Genomic DNA, 15,995 nt, shown 5'->3' on the forward strand with positions numbered 1-15,995 from the left:
GCAATACATCTATCAAAACATCTATCGAATTTAATTTCAAATAATTCAGAATGAAAAAAAGATGTAACTCTTAATGAATTACATCTTTAGCTAATCTCCCTTATTCATCTTTTTCTCAAATAAATAATACGTAATTTCTCCCGGATAATGTAATACAGTTACCTTCCGCTCCCCTTTTTTAAAACTAACAGTATGCCCGTTTTCACCTAAGTTCTCCCATCCACTTACCGTTGTAATAGGCATTACACTTATATATTTATAATCCTCTTCCTTATCATCGTTAATATGTATTGCTGACATTGGTACTGGAAAATCTTTAATTTTAGATTCTTTATTCATAAATATGAATGCAATTAAACCAACTAATAACATAGCCATTGAAATATTTGAAACTAGTTTTCTTCTATTCATTTCTACTAAAAATCCTCTTTTCTTACATATTACTTTCATCATTTTACTAACTTTAATTATTTATGTATATAATATATATATTATATACTTTCTAACCTATTTTCTCTACTTCAAACAACATTATTGTTATATATTATAATTATAAGTTTTTAAATTTTGGAGGCGTTACATATTGCAGAAATTACTTTTTACTAAATGGACAGTTGTTATTTCTATTTTCATCATTTTCGGTACAATTTTCTACGTTACTAATGGTAAAAATAACAACGAAAAAGCAACTGTAGAAACAGTGGATACAAAAATTTTCAAAACTAAATTACAACCTAAAATCGATGAATTGACTACTAATTATAATGACATCATCGAAAAAGATTGGTTGCCTGCCTGGGAAGAGATTAATACGACTGGAGATTCAGTAGATCGAAATAAACTATTAGTTACAATGAATGCTGTTTCCAAACAATATGAAAACATTATGAATGAAATAGACACTTTGAAAATTAAAGAAAATATATCGGAAGTACAAATACAAGAACAACTAGTTTATTTCACAACTGAGTTTAAAGCTGCTTCTAAATTTATGAAAAACGCAGCAGATTTAATTATAGACGGAGATAGTAACTCTACTCCAAACAGTGCAACAATTGAAAATACGAAACATGCTTTAGGGCTTGCAGATCAACATATTGTCATCGCTTTATCTACTTTAACTGAAGTTGAAGAGAAATTAGGACTTTCGAAAAAATAGAATTCTTTACTATTTTAAAATAAAAAATGATTGCATTTCATTAATTGTATATCTATAATGTTTTTATTGATTCTATACACATTCAATTCGTATAGGTTATTAATTTTATAATTCGGATGAACCATTCAGGAGAAGGTCTATTGATCTACCGACGGGGCAAAAAGTTGTTAACCGACTTTGAAACTCTCAGGTCTTGTTTACAAGTAGAACTGCATGGGGACGAATCTCTGGAGAGACTCCCTCCCGCTTTAAATAGCGCGGAGGAAAACGAGCACCGAAGGAGCAAATCCGCTACTATAGCGGATAATCTCTCAGGTAAAAGGACAGAGACAAGCGAAAGAAAATGCCGATTTGTATCGGTTTATTTTTCTATCCCTTGTTTCTCCAGAGACCATTTCATTTACTTGAAGTGGTTTTTATTTTTTCTAAAAAAGGAGAATAAAGATGGAGACAGTAAGTAAAGTATTAGAACAAATCAATCACTATGTGTGGGGATTACCAACGTTATTGTTACTCGTTGGTACTGGTATTATTCTCACAGTGCGTTTAAAATGTTTACAGTTTAGTAAACTATTATACGCTCACAAACTAGCTTTTAAAAAATCAGAAGATACATCTTCCTCTGGAGATATTAGCCACTTCCAAGCACTTATGACAGCTATGGCCGCAACGATTGGTATGGGAAATATAGCTGGTGTTGCAACTGCTGTGACGATTGGTGGACCTGGTGCCATCTTTTGGATGTGGATTACTGCTTTGTTTGGTATGGCAACAAAATATGCCGAAGCAATTCTTGCGGTGAAATACCGTGTTAGTAATGAAAATGGTGAATATTCAGGTGGACCCATGTACTATTTAGAACGTGGTTTAGGTAAGAAATGGCTTGCAGTTTTATTTGCTATATTCGGTACAACTGCTTCTTTCGGTATCGGGAATATGGTGCAATCTAATTCAGTTGCAGAGGCAATGCGAATTAATTTCTCTTTCCCTCCTGCTTTAACTGGTATAGTAATGTCATTTTTAATCGCTATCGTTATTTTAGGCGGTGTAAAAAAAATCGGGAAAGTAACAGGATATGTTGTTCCTATTAAAGCTTTCTTTTATATCATTGCTGGTCTTATCATTATTTTCTATCACTACGATCAAATTCCTGAAGCATTTTCACTTATTTTTTCTGGTGCGTTTAATGGTACTGCAGCTGCTGGTGGTTTTATCGGTGCAACAGTTGCATCAGCTATTCAAATTGGAATGGCGCGCGGCGTATTTGCGAACGAAGCTGGTTTAGGGAGTGCCCCTATTGCCGCGGCGGCGGCAAAAACTGATTCCCCTGCAAAGCAAGCTTTAGTTTCAATGACTGGTACTTTTCTAGATACGTTTATTGTATGTACAATTACAGGGCTAGTATTAATTACTACAGGTGCATGGAAGTCTGGTAAAACTGGGGTTGAAGCTACAACACTTGCGTTTCAATCTGTATTCGGTACTGCTGGTAGTATGATTCTTGGTATCGCAATTATTTTATTCGCCTACTCTACTATTTTAGGCTGGTCGTATTACGGTGAGAAATGCGTGGCTTATTTATTTGGAGAAAGTGCTGTTAAATATTATAAAGCAATCTTTATTGTCATGATTGCTATTGGTGCGAATTTAAAATTAGGCATCGTATGGACATTTGCGGATATTGCAAATGGACTTATGGCGATTCCAAACTTAATTGGTCTTATTGGGTTAAGTGGTATTGTTGTTGCTGAAACGAATCGCTTTTTACAAGCAGAGAAATTGAAAAAAAGTCATAAAAGACAGGCAAGTTAATCACTAAAAAAGAATGGCTTATTATAGATAAGCCATTCTTTTTTCAACTATTTCAATTCCTTCTGCACCATATGTAAATACAGTACAAAATCCATCATTGTCGACGAATGACCAAGTTGACGGATCATCGCTGTTATATTTCCTCTATGATATGTACCATGATTTACGACATGTTGTACTAACTCTAAAATTGAAGTTTCTAATTTTCCTACATATGGATTCTCGATAACAAATACAGCATTCACATCTTGTATTGTACTTAAAAAGTCTTTATATTGATCTGCCATGTTTTCAAACATTTTTTCTAATTCATGTAACGATTTGTTTTCCATTTGTTTTCGTAAATCTTCTCGGCCTTGTATTGCTTCATTCATACTTTTACCATGCAATATGTGTAACCACACTTGATCTGTAATATAAATATGGGCAAACGTATCCTTGATTGATGGAAATACACTCTGCATCTGTTCAGTAAAAATCGTCTCATAGTTTGGTAATTCTTTTAGTCGATTGAATAATCGTAGATTAGCCCAAGCATGGTAATCCACTTGTTTTAACATGTACTCTTTCAATCGAAATCGCCTCCTTATTGTATGAAACGAATAGTTTGTTTCTTTATTTCTGATTCTCTATCAGCTTTTGCAATTCCTTTTTCTTCAATTTCTTGTTTATTTATAGTTTTATATTTTACATACGTATGAAATTCCGTTTGAAATGGAAACGGTGTAATCCGAATTGTTTCCTTGTCCACCCATTCAGCTTGTATAGGTTTCTCCTCCTTACTATTAAACATTTCTGTTCCTTCAAAACCATCTTTAAACAAATCAATTTCCTCTTCCTTTTCTACACCCGGTTTATTCATACAGACATATAAAGAAAGTTCATCGCAAAACTTTAATAATCTATAATGTTTATCGAACATCGCAAATTGTTCTTTTGTTAGCGTCGTCAATATTCTTTTTTGTCGTTCCAATTCCCCTGTATAAAATGACATCATCTCTTCATCTTCCTCATTTAATGGAAATGATAAAAAATGCTTACTACAAAGTAATGCTCCGTATGGATTGGAATCTTCAATTTCATTCAAACCAATCGTATAAAAGACAAAACGTAATGAACTTGGACAATCCATAAATGTATATGGGATATTTTTAGCATCATTTAAAATTGGTACTTTATCAAGTTCTATCCATCCTCTATCATGCTCATATATTGCATCAATTGTCTCTTTTAAATATGTGTCATCTTCAAAAAAATCTTCTTTTATATGCTTTGCAATCTCTCCAGCTAAAAAACCATGATCATGTTGACGAATTAATGTACTTTCTTTCTCATCCTTTTCACGAAAAATCACCCGTATACTCCCCCTCATCCTCATATTATAGCGTTTTGTATGCATCATTTCTTAATTAATCCCTAATTATTAGCAGGGATTCAGTTTCCTGCAACGAAATTAACATAACTATATAGCATTCTTTCTAACAATATAAATAGCTTTATCTTTACTATCTATTATACTAAATCATTCATTCCAAAAATTTTTTTTATGAGGTGAAAACATGAACAAAACAGAATTAATTAAAAATGTCGCACAATCAGCTGATATTTCTCAAAAGGATGCTTCTGCAGCTGTACAATCTGTATTTGACACAATTGCTACTGCATTACAGTCTGGCGATAAAGTTCAATTAATCGGCTTTGGAACTTTTGAAGTGCGTGAAAGATCTGCTCGTACAGGACGTAATCCACAAACCGGCGAAGAAATTCAAATCGCTGCTGGTAAAGTTCCTGCATTTAAAGCAGGTAAAGAGTTAAAAGAAGCTGTGAAATAAACAAGAAACCAGCCATTTTATAGGCTGGTTTCTTGTTTTAATTTAGTAATTGCTTTATATTTTCTGCATGATACACCTCGCAAATATAAAATATGCATCTGCAGTTACTTACAATTTGATATTTTCTTGTTGGATACACATGCGCCGAAACAGAGCATCCATCGAACAATTCAATAATATTCCCAGAAGGCTGATATCCTTCATATAATACGTTCCTTCTTACTTCCATCTTTTCTATAAGTTTTTCAACTGGAATGTTTCCACTCTCTAGCTCCATCTTTATTGTATTTGGTAAAAACGAGGTATCCGCAAAAATGAGATTTTCAGATAATACTTTTCCTTTATAACTAATATTGGATACACGGTAAAGAAATGTTCCGTTTTTATCAAAGAAACTCTTTGCTTCTTTCGGGATATACTGTCTATCCAGCACCTCTTGTTCTAAAACATCAAACTGAACTGTATCATTCAATAACTTTTCTAAAGCATGAATAGATGATGTATCTCCAGAAAATAAAATATTTTTAATTGCTTGTACATTATAAGTGGATTCATTTGTTCTATTTTCCGCTACTAGCATGAGGAACACCCCTTCTATAAAATATTTTATTAAACTTATTTATCATTTAAAAGCGCTACTGCGTCCAACTGTGTGATTTCGGTGACTTCTTTACTAAATATTGCAATTGAAGCCATATAATCTACACTTGGCCTTAAATCTCTCATCACTGTATTTTCTACTAACTCTTGTCTATCCTGAAAAACTAACAAGTTTGGAGGATCATTTGGAGCTGATATAGTAATATCCACTGGTGGAATCATTAGACCTTCACCTGTCGCTTTGAGCACAGCTTCCTTTCTAGTCCAATATGTTAAAAAACCTTCTATTTTTTGTTCATTAGGTAACTTCATAACTTGCGCTATTTCAATGTCGGTTAATACGCCTTCTACCATTTTCATAACATCAACATCTGGATTCATTTGTTCAACATCAACGCCTACAGGTGCAGACTTTGTAAATGCAACTACAACCCACTCACCCGAATGTGAAACCGATAACTGCGGCATCCCCTCTGGTAATTGTGGTCTACCATGTTGTAACTTACATACTGGGCACAGCCTATCAATTGGCACTTGAACTGGTGACATAGAAAGTATTTTACCTAGAACTAATCTACTAATTACACAACCGATTATAAAACGAGCACGATCTGCCGAATGATGATATGAATTTGCTTTCTCTCGTTCAACATCATTTAGTAAATTGTAATGCCATGATTGTAAATCCGAAATCCTTCCCCACCATATTTGACAATCATTCTCATTCAAAATCGGTATAGAATCTACAACTTTACTTTCTATCATGTAAACTCTCTCCTTCTAAATACCAATATCATTTTATTTCAAAAGACCATTTTCAAACTTATTCATTTACAACTTCTTTCTCTTTTTGTAATACAGGTAACGGTTTTTTCTTCTTTTTTGACATTACCTCTTTATCAGAAATACGTAAAGAAAATAGTAATGCTACGAGTAAAAATATTGCTGATCCAATTAATGCTGCTTGATATGGCAATAAATCTGAATGAGTATTATGTTGTACACTGCTATTTCCAAAACCGGCTAGTATACTAGCTAAAACAGCAACCCCAATCGCTGAACCTAATCGATTTTGCACATTAAATATAGTAGTTGCTCTCCCCATAGAAGGCGGCGTTATATTGTTAAATGCAGAAAATTGAACTGCTCCAACTGACTGTCCTAAAAAAATACCTATACCAAACAATAATGCCCGTATTTGCCAAGGATTCGTATCGTGATTTACAAAACTTAATAAAACAAAGATAATCGCCGTACAAATTAACCCGATAGAAATTACCTTACGAGCACCTAATTTCTTATATGACCATGGCACAATCTGTGACGATATCATTAATCCAATTGCCTCTGGGAATGTAGTAAGACCTGATTCCAGTGCGGATACCCCTATTACATTTTGATACATAAGCGGAAAAACAAATAACATTCCTAGTAAACCAGCTGATGAAAATAATGAAATAAGGCTCATCTTTCTAAAGACTGGTTCTTTTAATAAGCGTAAATCTAACATCGGTTGCTTTACTTTCAGTTCTACGATTATAAACAATGTAATGAATACAACCCCAGCTATCCCAGTACTCATAATTTCTGGAGAAATCCACCCTTTTGACGGTCCCTGGCTGAGTGCATATATGAGCATCGCAAATCCTGGTGCTGATAAAATAAAGCCGAGAGAATCAAAGCGACCAGCTGATTTTTCAACATGCTCTGCTAAAAATAGAAGTCCAAATAGCAATGCAACGATTCCAAATGGTAGATTAATATAAAATGCCCAGCGCCAAGACATTTGATCTACAAAAAAGCCACCAATAATTGGTCCTACTGCCGGTGCGACAGCAATTGGCAACACAATAAACCGAGAAATTTTCGGCCTTTCCTCTGGTGAAAATGTTCGGAATAACATCGCCATCCCAACTGGTGTTAAAAGCCCCCCACCAGCACCTTGAATAATACGAAAAATATTCAAGGATGTAATATCGTTCGCTATCCCACATAACGCAGATGCGGTTGTAAATACGAAAAGAGCAGCTAGAAATACTCTTTTCGTACCAAATCGATCTCCTAACCAACCAGAAATCGGAAGGAAAACAGCTAAGCTAACTAAATATCCAACATTAACTGTCCCCATAGCAGATGGTGGCACTTGCAGTTCATTACTTATCGTTTGCAGTGCTACATTTACAATCGTTGCGTCCATGGCAGCCATAAACATCGCTGTTATATATACGATGCTTACAACTACTTTTGGATTTATTTTTGCTTTCATTATCGTTTTCCTACTACTATTTTTTCACCAGCTTGATTACTTTTTGGATTCAAATCTGTCCAGGTATTTTCAACATATTGTAAGCAATCGTGCCTGCTAGCTTCTTCATGTACGACATTCCACCCAATAGGTACATCAAGAAAGACAGGCCAGAGAGAATACTGGCCCTCCTCATTTATTAATACTTTATATGTGTAATTATCATTTTCAAATGGATTCGTCATACTCTCCTTACCCCTTTCTTATTCTGCAAATATTTCGCTAATACTTGTCCAATTTCCGTAAGTGGACCTGGCTGACATAGATCTTTATGTCTACAGTCAATATCATGCTGCACAATTTTCCCATCTAAATAATTTAGCCATGTATTTGGAGAAATAGGATCAAACCAGTCTGGTATAACAGTAGATCTAAAGAATAAAATATCTCCATTATAAACTTTCGGTACGTATCTCCCTAATAATCCTACCGAATTTACATATGTTTCTTTCAAGTTCAATATAGTCTCTTCTTCAAGACTTGCTAATGCACTTCCATCTGTACGAAGGATTTCAACTGCACTTTCCATCGTAAGTGGTTTACCATCCATGTTATCTGGGTCATATCCGCCTAAAGCAAGTAATGCGATTAACGCTTCCTCTTCAGTAGGCGCTTCCGTATTCGGTAGGAAGTGACCAGGATAAGAATCTAGCATAACGAGTAATTCTACTTCTTCCCCCTCATTTTGTAGTTGCGCTGCCATTGCATGCACAACATTTCCTCCGAGCGACCAACCGAGTAAACGATATGGTCCGTGAGGCTGTACTTCACGAACGTGTTTTAAATAATCCGCTGCCATTTCCTCTAAACTTTTTGGAAGTTCTTCATTTTTAGCGATACCACGTGCTTGTACACCATAGATTGGATAATCTGTTCCTAAAGATTTCATAAGTCCTGCATAGCACCAACTTAATCCACCTGCTGGGTGTACACAAAATAGTGGCAATTGGTTTCCACTTGCTCGTAACGGAAGTAACACATCGAGTGCACTTTGTCCATTTCCCACTTCAAGTCTTTCAGCAAGGCCTGCGACAGTAGGTGCTGCAAATAAAGTTCCGATATTTAATTCGATCCCAAGTGCTTCTTTAATACGGCTCATAAGCTGCACTGCAAGGAGTGAATGACCACCTAAATCAAAGAATCTGTCATCAATTCCAATTTGAGGTACACTTAGCACTTCTGTAAACAAGTCACATAACATTTCTTCTTGCGGTGTTCTTGGTCCACGACTAGAAGATGATACGATAAATTCTGGAGCTGGCAATGCCTTTCTATCTAACTTACCGTTCGGAGTTAAAGGGAACTCATTTACTACTACAAAAGCGTATGGAACCATATAATCTGGTAAACTACCACTAGCAAACTGACGCATTTCATTCGTATCAATCGCTTCATTATTTGATGCGACGATATAAGAAACTAATCGTTTATCCCCTGGTTGATCTTCCCGTACAATAACTGCTACTTGCTCAACTGTAGGGTGTTTCATTATGACCGCTTCTATTTCTCCTAATTCAATTCGGAATCCACGAATTTTTATTTGATGATCTGCACGTCCTATATAATCTAGCGTCCCATCTTGACGCCAACGTGCTAAGTCTCCAGTACGATACATTCTTGTACCTGGCTTGCCAAATGGATCTGCAATAAAACGTTCTGCAGTTAAACCTGCCCTTCCTAAATATCCACGAGCAAGCCCTGCACCTGCAACATACATTTCTCCAACTACTCCAGGTGGCACTGGTTGTAAATAATGATCTAATACGTATACTTTAAGATCAGGTATACTGCACCCAATTAAACTATTTGCTCGTGAAGAAACGGTACTCTCATCTAGCTCAATATAACTAACATGTACTGTCGTCTCAGTAATACCGTACATATTAATAAGCTTCGGTGCGTTATGAGGATGTCGACTATACCAATCTTCTAATCGACTTAGCTCAAGTGCTTCACCTCCAAAAACAACATATCGTAAAGATAATTGTTGGCCAATCTCTTTATTTTCACGATCTGCTTGCATCAATTGATAGAACGCTGATGGAGTTTGGTTTAAAACAGTTACCTTTTCTTTAACAAGAAGCTGTAAAAATTCTTTCGGCGAGCGACTTACAGTATGTGGAACTACAACTAAGCGCCCTCCGTATAATAAAGGTCCCCAAATTTCCCAAACCGAGAAATCAAAAGCATATGAATGGAACATCGTCCACACATCGTTTCCATCAAACTGGAACCAATGATCAGTTGCGCCTAAAAGTCTTACTACATTTTGATGAGGTATCATAACGCCTTTCGGTCTACCTGTTGAACCTGATGTATAAATAACGTAAGCAATATGTGATGGAGTTAATGGCTTCACGCGCTCCATTTCATCAATATTGTCTTCAATATGTTTCTCAATTTCTTCTATTACTTTTACATTATCAACTAAAACTTTTAGTGCCTCATTACATTCAATTTCCACTTCTGAATTCGTTAAAACACATGATGGTTTCGCATCGTGTAGCATAAAAGAAATACGGTCTGCTGGGTAATCTGGATCTAACGGAAGGTATCCAGCACCAGCTTTAAGAACAGCTAATAAGCTTACAACCATGTTTAATGATCTTGGCATCGCTAAAGCAACGAGTTGATCAGGACCAATTCCTTTTGCTATTAGGAATCGAGCTATTTTATTTGCTTTTCTATTTAACTCTTCATAAGTTAATTTCTTACCTTCAAAGACAACAGCAATAGCATTTGGATTAATATGAACCTGCTTTTCAAATAATTGTGGCAATGTCATTTCTGGTGCAATTTGAAAACCACCATTCCACTTTTCTAACACTGTATTTTTCTCTGCTAAAGTTAATATTTCTAATCTGCCAATGGATTGATCTGGATTTGTCGCCGCATCATCTAATAACAAAATGAATCGTTCTATTAGTTTTTGAACCGTTTCATGTTTATATAAATCGGTACTAAACTCTAGTAATCCATGTAAACCGTTCGGAGTACCATCAACCCCGTTACTCTCACTAATTTCAAATGTTAAATCAAACTTCGCAGAGCCAACACTTTGAATTTCAAGGCTCGCTTCTATATCCGGGACATCAAAGATTGCTTCTGGCGTATTTTGGAAAGCTAACATAACTTGAAATAGCGGATGACTATTTCGAGTACGCACCGGGTTTAACACTTCAACGAGTCGTTCAAATGGAACATCTTGATTTTCATAAGCTGCAAGATTTGCCTGCTTCACTCTATTTAATAATTCTTTAAAACTTGGATCTCCTGAAGTATTTGTACGTAACACTAATGTATTTACAAATAAACCAACAATATCTGAAAGTACATCATCATTTCTTCCAGCAATCGGACTTCCAATTGGTATATCAGTGCCTGCACCTAATCTTGTAAATAGCGCACTTAGTCCTGCTTGCAATACCATAAACAAACTAACTCCGTTTTTCCGTGCGAGCTCTACTAACCTACTATGCATACCTGCATCTATATGAAAATGAATTGTTTCTCCTCTGTAACTCGTTTCCATTGGACGCTGATAATCTGTAGGTAACTCCAATTGATCTGGTAATCCCTTTAACTCTTTCTTCCAAAAATCTAATTGTGTTGAAATGAGACTTTCTTGTGTAGTTTCATCCCCTAACAATTGCTGTTGCCAAAGTGCATAATCTGCGTATTGAACCGGAAGTGTCTCCAGCTGTACTTTGTTCCCTTGACATCGCGCTTTATACGCCGCTGTAAAATCTCTCGTTAACGGTTGTAACGACCAGCCATCCCCTACAATATGATGCAATAGAATTAGTAATACATGTTCGTTTTCATTCACTGTAAATAGTTGCAAACGAACTGCTGGTTCAACATCGAGGTTAAAGCTATATCTTACCGCTTCTGCAAGCGCATTTTCTAATTCCTCTTTACATATTTTTGTTTTAATTATTTCTAGATTTAAATCTTCTATATCTAAAATTTTCTGATAGGAACTCCCTAATACGTTAGGGAAAATTGTTCTCAGTGTTTCATGTTTCTCGACTACATCATAAAAGGCACCTTGTAATGCTCCCTCGTTCAACTTTCCAGACAAACGAATGACTAACGGAATATTATAAGTAGGACTTGGACCTTCTAAACAATGTAAGAACCATAATCTACGCTGTGCAAATGAAAGTGGAACTTCATTTGGCCTACTTACTTTCTTAATCGCTGGTCTTGCAGTTTTTGCTCGATCCAATTGTTTCACTAATTCAGCAACAGTTGGCGATTCAAATAGTTTTCCAATTCCTAATTCGACACTTAACGTTTCACGAATTCTTGCCATTAAACGCGATGCAAGAAGCGAATGTCCACCCATTTCAAAGAAATTATCATCAATGCTAATGCGAGAAACACCAAGTACTTCTGCAAATAAATGACATAATATTTCTTCTTTCGGATTTCTAGCAACCCTCTCATTGTTCATGCCATTAAAATCAGGAGCAGGTAATTTCTTTCTGTTAACCTTACCATTTGGCGTTAATGGTAATTTTTCTAGCCATACAAATGCTGATGGCAACATATAATTCGCTAAACTTTCCGATACGTAAGAACGAATTTCTGTAAGATGAATCGTTCCCTTCTCTTCGGCAACGATATACGCAATGATTCGTTTATCATTTGGGTGGTCTTCTCGTACCATAACCACTGCTTGCTTAACATTTTCATGTCGTTGTATTACCATTTCAATTTCAGCTAATTCAATTCGGAAACCACGAATTTTAATTTGATGATCTGCGCGGCTCATGTACTCTAAAACACCATCTTTGCGCCATTTTACTAGATCGCCTGTACGGTACATACGTTGTCCTGGTTTTCCATAAGGATTTGCAACAAACCGTTCAGCTGTTAACTCCGGTTTTCCTAAATATCCGCTTGCAAGCCCTTCCCCTGCAATATACAATTCACCAATTACTCCAGGTGGTACTGGTTGTAAACCTGCATCTAATACATACACGTCTGTATTCCAAATTGGCTTTCCAATAGGAGGTATACCACTTTCCCTTTCATCGATGTTCATGACAGTAGACCAAATAGTCGTTTCAGTTGGTCCATATAAGTTTGAAATAGCGCAACCTAATTCTTTTAATGTATTTGCTAAATGGGCCGGAAGAGCTTCACCACCAACGAGCACATTTAACCCTTGTAGCCTCTCTGGATATTCAGTTACTAACGCCTGCCAGAGCGTTGGTGTAGCTTGCATAATTGTCACTCTTTCTTCTTGTAACAGCGCCGTTAACGCCGAAGGTTCTTGAATTACCTCTTTTGGAGCAATTGTTATACTTGCACCGCTAATAAGAGGTAAATAAATTTCTAGAGCAGAAATATCAAACGCAAATGTTGTAACTGCTAATAAATGATCATTTTCATGTAATGACAACATATCGTCCATGGCCAATAAAAAGTTACTTAAAGCTTTCATAGGAACAATTACACCTTTTGGGTTACCCGTTGAGCCTGAAGTATATATTGTATAGGCTGGGTTTAAAAGTGATACATCATTCTTACATTCTATATTCATACGAGAATATGTATGTAATGCTAGTTTCGTTTCTTCGTCATCTAATACAATTTTTTTCATATCATTTTCTATAACTAACTTAGATGAAACAGATGAATGTGTTATGATACAAACTGGTTTTGCATCATTTACTATATAATTTATTCGCTCAGCTGGATATTCTGGATCTATTGGTAAATACGCTGCACCAGCCTTTAAAACTGCTAGCATACTAACAACCATTTCCGTTGATCTTGGAAATACTAAAGCTACAAACTGATTTGCTCGTATTCCGTCTTTTACCAAATAGTGCGCCAGTTCATTCGCTCGTTCATTTAACTCTTTATACGTAAGATCTACACCGTTACAAGTAACTGCTACTTTATTTGGAGTTTTTTGTACTTGTTTTTCAAATAGTATAGGTAGGGCGATTAAATTATCAGCTTCCTTAGTTTCATTCCATTCCAATAAAACTTTATGATTTTCTTCAGGAAGAGTAATGTTTATCTTTCCAATTGACTCGTTTTTTTGATAAGCATTTATCATTAATTCTAATAATTTCATAAATCTTTCTTTATGCAATGCTAGCTCCGCACCATTATATACTTCCGGATTCGCATCAAAATGAATCATTAGCTCATTTTGATCAAAACGTTTATATACATTTATTGATAAATCATCGACAGGTCCCGCTGATAAATTATGTGTAATACCACGATTCCCAGCAAAGTTAAGCCCATAATCAAAAGGCATAACATTCACTAACGGTCCAAATAATCTTTGATTTTCACCTAATAACTTTAAGTCTCTTCTTAATTCCTCATGACGGTATTTATGATGGCGACGTACATCTCGGATTTCTTTAGAAACTTGCTGCAATAATTCCGCAAGAGTTATATTTGGAGTTACTGTAATACGAAGTGGTACTAAATTCATTACCATACTAGGTGTATGAATAGATACAGAACCTAGACGTCCCATCATCGGTAAACCTAAAACAATATCATTTTCACCTGTTAGTTTATGCATATAAATACTTGTTACAGCGACAATGAATTCCGGCCAACTTATTAACGAAATATTGATATCTTCTAGTAAAGTTTTTGTACTAGAACTAGATAAACAAGCTGTTTCGCGTAAAAATCCATTTGATGTTCTCGGTGCTCGTTCTGCCAAACTTACAACTTCTGGTTCATCCGTAAATTTTTCTAACCAAAAAGCACGATCTTCCTGAAATTGTTTAGACTCACGATACTCCATATCTTCTTGCACAACTTTTGCAAGAGAACCAAATGGCTTTTCATTCTTGTTTTTTTCTTCTATAAGTGATGTATACTCATTCGCTACCTTTTGGCTAAGAAGTGAAAATCCATAGCCATCCATCACAATGTGATGGATGCGCTGATACCAAAAGAAACGATTATTTTCAACTTGAATAAGTGCTTCAGTAAATAAAGTATCTTTTTTCAAATCGACTGGCATAGATAAATCATTTTTCATCCATACTTTAGCAGCTTCTTCAGGGTTTTCTTCTTTACGTACGTCAATAAAATGCATATGAAACTGTGATTCTTCAATAACTTGCCATGGGCCAATTTCATCCTCTTCGAAGCGTACATGAAGTGCTTCTGCTTCCATTACAACTTTACGTACAGCTAATTCAAAAATGTCTTGATGAATATTCCCATTTATTTCTACATATTCCCCAGTATTATAAATTGGATTAAGCGGCTCTAATTGTTGCGCAAACCACATACCAGACTGCGCAGATGATAACGAATGACGAATCTTTTGACTGTTAGGCATTCTTTACTACCCCTTTATTATGTAGTCTATTTGTTACAGCACCTGTGCTGTTTGTGAAGATAGTAAACTGTACCAACTCGCAACAGTTGGACGTTCTGCTAAATCTGCAAAAGTGATTTCTTTCCCTTCACGACGCCACTTCTCTACTAAACTCATAATTCTGACCGAATCAAGCCCTCTAATTAATAAGTCCTCATCAATACCAATACTCTCTACTGGCTCACGAAGTAGTTGTGCAACTAATTCATGCACTTCCTGTATAGTCACCCCTTCACTCTCACCACCTTTTACACTTTGTAAATCGTTTAACAGTAAGTTTGTTGATGTCGTTACTGCACATCTATTAGATGCATACTCCAATGCTTGTTTATGATGCTCTAGTGAAAAATCAGCAACTGCATCTGCTACAAAGAACGGCTCTATACCATCCATAAATGCTTCACAAGCTGTTAAAAGGCAGCCAATATGCGCATAAATACCGCAAATAATGAGTTGATCTCTTCCTTGTTCATTTAAAATTTCTAATAGATTTGTCTTTTTAAATGCACTATATCTCCATTTTGTTAGGAATATATCATCCTCATCAGGAGTAAGTTCATCAACAATTTTCTTTTTATCTGGTCCAGCAGGAATACCGTCACCCCAAAAGTCTTGTAATAAACCTCGTTGTTCTAACGTTTGCCCACCAGGTTGTGCTGTATAAACAACTGGTATACCAAGTTCCTTACATTTTTCTCTTATCATTTTAATATTTGAAATAAGTTCTACTTTTGGTGATTCTTTATCGCTATATGCATCAAGAAAATATTCTTGCATGTCATGAATTAAAAGTACTGCACGTTTCGGATCTGGTGTCCAATTCACTTTATTTTTTGGTAGCTCTGATTCAATTGGCATTTTATATACTGAAATAGATGGGATAGCCATCTAATCACTTCCTTCCAGTTT

General features: G+C 35.7%; 12 protein-coding genes and 1 riboswitch. Of the genes, 3 read left to right on the forward strand and 9 right to left on the reverse strand.

Annotated features, from left to right (window positions below; translation table 11 throughout):
* Positions 1 to 90: 90 nt before the first annotated feature.
* A complete protein-coding gene (locus tag ACTFNE_RS08130; RefSeq protein ID WP_046197452.1) occupies positions 91 to 453 on the reverse strand; it encodes a hypothetical protein in 363 nt (120 codons plus the stop codon).
* Between the two features lie 130 nt (positions 454 to 583).
* Between ACTFNE_RS08130 and ACTFNE_RS08135 the strand changes: the two genes are divergently transcribed.
* On the forward strand, positions 584 to 1,159 hold the full coding sequence (locus ACTFNE_RS08135) for a hypothetical protein (RefSeq protein ID WP_046197453.1): 576 nt from the start codon (positions 584 to 586) through the stop codon (positions 1,157 to 1,159).
* A 217-nt stretch (positions 1,160 to 1,376) separates the two neighbouring features.
* Positions 1,377 to 1,496, forward strand: a riboswitch (glycine riboswitch).
* A gap of 107 nt (positions 1,497 to 1,603) precedes the next feature.
* Positions 1,604 to 2,971, forward strand: a complete 1,368-nt coding sequence (locus tag ACTFNE_RS08140) for an alanine/glycine:cation symporter family protein (RefSeq protein ID WP_046197454.1) — start codon at positions 1,604 to 1,606, stop codon at positions 2,969 to 2,971.
* A 47-nt stretch (positions 2,972 to 3,018) separates the two neighbouring features.
* On the opposite strand, the gene ACTFNE_RS08145 is transcribed toward ACTFNE_RS08140, so the two are convergent.
* Both ACTFNE_RS08145 and ACTFNE_RS08150 read right to left on the reverse strand, forming a co-directional pair.
* Positions 3,019 to 3,543, reverse strand: a complete 525-nt coding sequence (locus ACTFNE_RS08145) for a DinB family protein (RefSeq protein ID WP_046197455.1) — start codon at positions 3,541 to 3,543, stop codon at positions 3,019 to 3,021.
* Positions 3,544 to 3,557: 14 nt separating this feature from the next.
* Positions 3,558 to 4,325, reverse strand: a complete 768-nt coding sequence (locus ACTFNE_RS08150) for a DUF3891 family protein (RefSeq protein WP_000577275.1) — start codon at positions 4,323 to 4,325, stop codon at positions 3,558 to 3,560.
* A 205-nt stretch (positions 4,326 to 4,530) separates the two neighbouring features.
* On the opposite strand from ACTFNE_RS08150, the gene ACTFNE_RS08155 reads away from it, so the two are divergent.
* Positions 4,531 to 4,803, forward strand: coding sequence for an HU family DNA-binding protein (locus ACTFNE_RS08155; protein ID WP_001043907.1), 273 nt, complete (start codon positions 4,531 to 4,533; stop codon positions 4,801 to 4,803).
* Between the two features lie 37 nt (positions 4,804 to 4,840).
* Here ACTFNE_RS08155 and ACTFNE_RS08160 read toward each other — a convergent pair whose 3' ends face one another.
* The 6 genes from ACTFNE_RS08160 to ACTFNE_RS08185 are packed head-to-tail and all read right to left on the reverse strand — an operon-like array spanning position 4,841 to position 15,974.
* Positions 4,841 to 5,383 (reverse strand): hypothetical protein, encoded by a 543-nt coding sequence (locus ACTFNE_RS08160; protein ID WP_044791062.1) that lies wholly within the window; start codon positions 5,381 to 5,383, stop codon positions 4,841 to 4,843.
* A 35-nt stretch (positions 5,384 to 5,418) separates the two neighbouring features.
* Positions 5,419 to 6,168, reverse strand: coding sequence for a 4'-phosphopantetheinyl transferase Sfp (gene sfp / locus ACTFNE_RS08165; protein WP_046197457.1), 750 nt, complete (start codon positions 6,166 to 6,168; stop codon positions 5,419 to 5,421).
* A 58-nt stretch (positions 6,169 to 6,226) separates the two neighbouring features.
* The gene (locus tag ACTFNE_RS08170) at positions 6,227 to 7,669 is read right to left on the reverse strand and encodes an MDR family MFS transporter (protein ID WP_046197458.1); all 1,443 of its coding nucleotides are present in this window, start codon (positions 7,667 to 7,669) and stop codon (positions 6,227 to 6,229) included.
* Positions 7,669 to 7,893 (reverse strand): MbtH family protein, encoded by a 225-nt coding sequence (locus tag ACTFNE_RS08175; RefSeq protein ID WP_000184064.1) that lies wholly within the window; start codon positions 7,891 to 7,893, stop codon positions 7,669 to 7,671. Before ACTFNE_RS08175 ends, ACTFNE_RS08170 begins: the two co-directional genes overlap by 1 nt.
* A complete protein-coding gene (locus tag ACTFNE_RS08180) occupies positions 7,890 to 15,047 on the reverse strand; it encodes a non-ribosomal peptide synthetase (RefSeq protein WP_270705424.1) in 7,158 nt (2,385 codons plus the stop codon). The genes ACTFNE_RS08175 and ACTFNE_RS08180 overlap by 4 nt, the downstream gene beginning before the upstream one ends.
* Before the next feature lie 33 nt (positions 15,048 to 15,080).
* Positions 15,081 to 15,974 (reverse strand): isochorismatase family protein, encoded by an 894-nt coding sequence (locus tag ACTFNE_RS08185; protein WP_046197460.1) that lies wholly within the window; start codon positions 15,972 to 15,974, stop codon positions 15,081 to 15,083.
* Between the last annotated feature and the right edge of the window lie 21 nt (positions 15,975 to 15,995).

Source organism: Bacillus cereus group sp. MYBKT111-2, assembly GCF_051915205.1.
Taxonomy (GTDB): Bacteria; Bacillota; Bacilli; order Bacillales; family Bacillaceae_G; genus Bacillus_A; species Bacillus_A paranthracis.

What these genes read in the sequence shown, in the direction of transcription:
- ACTFNE_RS08130 (WP_046197452.1), bottom strand. Translation starts at nt 453, where the DNA reads ATGATGAAAGTAATATGTAAGAAAAGAGGATTTTTAGTAGAAATGAAT.
- ACTFNE_RS08140 (WP_046197454.1), top strand. Translation starts at nt 1,604, where the DNA reads ATGGAGACAGTAAGTAAAGTATTAGAACAAATCAATCACTATGTGTGG.
- ACTFNE_RS08155 (WP_001043907.1), top strand. Translation starts at nt 4,531, where the DNA reads ATGAACAAAACAGAATTAATTAAAAATGTCGCACAATCAGCTGATATT.
- ACTFNE_RS08160 (WP_044791062.1), bottom strand. Translation starts at nt 5,383, where the DNA reads ATGCTAGTAGCGGAAAATAGAACAAATGAATCCACTTATAATGTACAA.
- sfp (WP_046197457.1), bottom strand. Translation starts at nt 6,168, where the DNA reads ATGATAGAAAGTAAAGTTGTAGATTCTATACCGATTTTGAATGAGAAT.
- ACTFNE_RS08170 (WP_046197458.1), bottom strand. Translation starts at nt 7,669, where the DNA reads ATGAAAGCAAAAATAAATCCAAAAGTAGTTGTAAGCATCGTATATATA.
- ACTFNE_RS08175 (WP_000184064.1), bottom strand. Translation starts at nt 7,893, where the DNA reads ATGACGAATCCATTTGAAAATGATAATTACACATATAAAGTATTAATA.
- ACTFNE_RS08180 (WP_270705424.1), bottom strand. Translation starts at nt 15,047, where the DNA reads ATGCCTAACAGTCAAAAGATTCGTCATTCGTTATCATCTGCGCAGTCT.
- ACTFNE_RS08185 (WP_046197460.1), bottom strand. Translation starts at nt 15,974, where the DNA reads ATGGCTATCCCATCTATTTCAGTATATAAAATGCCAATTGAATCAGAG.